We start from the raw sequence: 2,837 nt of genomic DNA on the forward strand, positions 1-2,837 counted from the left end.
CTGGCGGTAGAGGCGCAGGGTCGGATACCAGGGCGAGTCGGTGCGGTCGCGGAACCAGCGCCAGTCGCAGCCGATCGCCGGCAGCAGCACCCAGCAGGGCTTGCCCATCGCCCCCGCAAGGTGGGCGACCGACGTGTCCACTGACACCACCAGGTCGAGCTGGTCGATCAGCGCGGCGGTGTCGGCGAAGTCGCGGGCGCCGGTGCTGGCGGGGTCCAGGTCGACGACGCGCGCGGGCATCTGCGCCAGCCGCGCCGCCTGGTCGGCCGGAAGCGAGCGGTTGGCGTCGTTCGCGTGCCCCGGATTGCCGCGCGCCATCAGGCCGACCCTGAACTCGCCCGGACGCCAGTCGCCGAGCTGGACTTCTCCGATGGGACGCAGGTACGGCGCGGCCGGAATGTCCTCGGGACCGATGCCGAGCCGCCACGCGATCGAGCAGGCCATGACCCAGTAGTCGGGGTCCGGGAACTCGACGGCGCCCGATGTAGCGATGACGCGCACGCCCAGGTTGGCCGCGAAGAGCCGCTCCAGCGGTTGCAGGCAGAGCAGGGTCACGTCCGCGCCCATGGCCTTCAGCCGCGGCGCGAACCGCGCGAACTGGATCTGGTCGCCGTATCCCTGCTCGATCCAGATCAGGAGCTTCTTGCCGGCGACGTCCTCGCCCCGCCACTCGGGAAAGGGCAGCGCAGGCTTGGCCCGCGCCGGCGTCAGTCCGAAGCGGCCCTCGAAGTGGGCGAAGCCCTCGTCGTATCGGCCCTGGCTGAGCAGGAGCTGCCCCAGCTCGAGCGCGGTGGACGGCGCGCCGGGCGCCAGGTCGAGCACGCGCCGGAATGCGGCCTCGGCGTCGCCGAGCCGGCCGCGGCGCTCCAGCACCCGGCCCAACTGATGCCAGCCCTGCAGCGAGGCCGGGTCGAGCCGCAGCGCCTCGCGGCAGAGCCCCTCGGCTTCGGCGAGGCGCGACCGCATCTCGAACGACAGGGCTTCGGCGAGGACGTGCGCCGGATCGGCCGCGGCTGCGGTCCCGATCGGTGGGAAAGTGCTCATGCGCGCAGCATAGGGCGCGGACGCGGTGGCGCCATACCGGGCCCCCGGCAGGGGCCCTTCCGCGCTGCGGGGCTCAGGCCGAGAACCGCTTCTGCAGGGCTGGCGCGCCCTGGCCCGCCGCGCCCAGGGCGTTCACGTCGCCGGTCGCCAGGAACCCCGCGGCCGCCCTGGCGAGCGCCGCGAAGGCGGCCCCGAAGGTCGCCGTCCCGGCCGACAGCCGCCGCGCGCCGAGGCCCGCGAGCGTCTTCGCGTCGGGCACGCCCGGCCAGGCCATGACGTTCAGCGGCCGCGGGATCGCCGCGGCCAGGCGGCGGATCAGCTCGGGGTCGGCGGCGCCGGGCACGAACACGCCGCTCGCGCCGGCGTCGGCGTAGAGCCGGCCGCGCCGGATCGCCTCGGTCTCGGCGGCGTCGCCCTCGGCCAGGCGCTTCAGGTAGACGTCCGTGCGGGCGTTGATGAAGAGGTCGACGCCGGCCTTCTCGGCCGCGGCGCGGGCGACCGCGACCTTGCGGGCGTGCAGGTCGGGGTCGCGACCGCCGTCCTCGAAGTTGATGCCCACGGCGCCGGCGGCGATCACCCGGCCGATGTTGGCGGCGAGCTCGTCGAGGTCGTCCGTGAACCCGCCCTCGAAGTCGCAGCTCACCGGCAGGTCGGTGATGCGCACGATCTCGCCGACCGTCGCGCAGGTGGTGTCGACGGCCAGGATGTCGCCGTCGGGCCACCCGTGCGCCCAGGCGACGGCGGCCGACGAGGTGGCGAGCGCCTGCGCGCCGGCGTCGGCGACCGTGGCGGCCGAGGCCGCGTCCCAGACATTGGCCAGGACCAGCACGTCGGGCCCTTCGTGCAGGCGGTGGAAGGTTTGGGCTCTGGCGGCCTGGCTCATGTCATTCCCTCTGGTCCCGGATGCACCCTTCAGGACGCAGATATGGGGTCGCCTGTGACATCCGCTGGCGGAATCCGGACATGAACGGATAATGCCGGTGAGGGGAGGTGACGCCATGTCGGACTCGGTCTGGCGGATGAAGGGCGAGGGGACCAACATCGCGGTCCTCGCCGACTGTCACATCCATGAGGGCGGGCCGCAGTTCCCGCCAGCGCTGTTCCCGCGTCTGTACGGTGCGGACCTGATCGTCACCCTGGGCGACATGGGTGAGAAGGCGGGGTTGGATCAGTTGCAGGAGATCGCGCCGGTCCTCGGCGTGTGTGGCCGCGACGACGAGGAGGACCTGCGCACGCGCCGCGACGTCCTCGTGCTCGGCGAGGGGCGCTACCACATCGGCTGCGTGTTCGACGCCTGCACGGCAGGGCTGGCGGCGTCCGCCGATCCGTTCGTCGCCGCCGACAATGCCGCCGAGGTGTCGCGCCGCCTTTTCGGATATCACGTCGACATCCTGCTGCACGCTAACACCCACAAGGCCGAGGAAACGAAGTTCGGGCCCAGGGGCTCGGCGCTGAACCCGGGCAGCGCGGTGCTGCCGGCCGAGGGGGAGCGCCCGAGCTTCCTGCGCCTGAAGGTGACGGCCGACGGCTGCTACGGCCAGGTCATCTGGGTCGCCTAGGCTTCGCCCGCCCGGCGGAACCCGCTAAGACCGCGCTCGTGACCGCCACCGCCCTGACGCGCCTCTCCCTCACCGACTTCCGCAGCTACGTGACCGCTGAGCTTCCGCTCGACGGGCGGCCGGTGTGGCTGTCCGGGCCGAACGGGGCGGGAAAGACGAACCTGCTGGAGGCGGTGAGCTTCCTGATCCCGGGGCGTGGCCTGCGGGGATCGAGCCTTGCCGAGGTGGGCCGGC

4 protein-coding genes are annotated in these 2,837 nt (G+C 73.0%); 2 read left to right on the top strand and 2 right to left on the bottom strand.

Annotated elements, in window-relative coordinates; all coding sequences use genetic code 11:
- Positions 1-1,044 (bottom strand): tetratricopeptide repeat protein (locus JNL41_RS00525; protein WP_293472152.1); only part of this gene is annotated, 1,044 nt, incomplete at its 3' end.
- 73 nt (positions 1,045-1,117) lie between these two features.
- Positions 1,118-1,927, bottom strand: a complete 810-nt coding sequence (locus tag JNL41_RS00530) for an isocitrate lyase/phosphoenolpyruvate mutase family protein (protein WP_293472154.1) — start codon at positions 1,925-1,927, stop codon at positions 1,118-1,120.
- 115 nt (positions 1,928-2,042) lie between these two features.
- Between JNL41_RS00530 and JNL41_RS00535 the strand changes: the two genes are divergently transcribed.
- Entirely contained in the window at positions 2,043-2,603 is a 561-nt protein-coding gene (locus tag JNL41_RS00535; protein ID WP_293472156.1) for a metallophosphoesterase family protein, read from the top strand.
- Positions 2,604-2,641: 38 nt separating this feature from the next.
- Positions 2,642-2,837: AAA family ATPase (locus JNL41_RS00540; protein ID WP_293472158.1), on the top strand; the 196-nt coding region annotated here is incomplete at its 3' end.

Source organism: Phenylobacterium sp. (assembly GCF_016793285.1).
Lineage (GTDB): Bacteria > Pseudomonadota > Alphaproteobacteria > Caulobacterales > Caulobacteraceae > Phenylobacterium.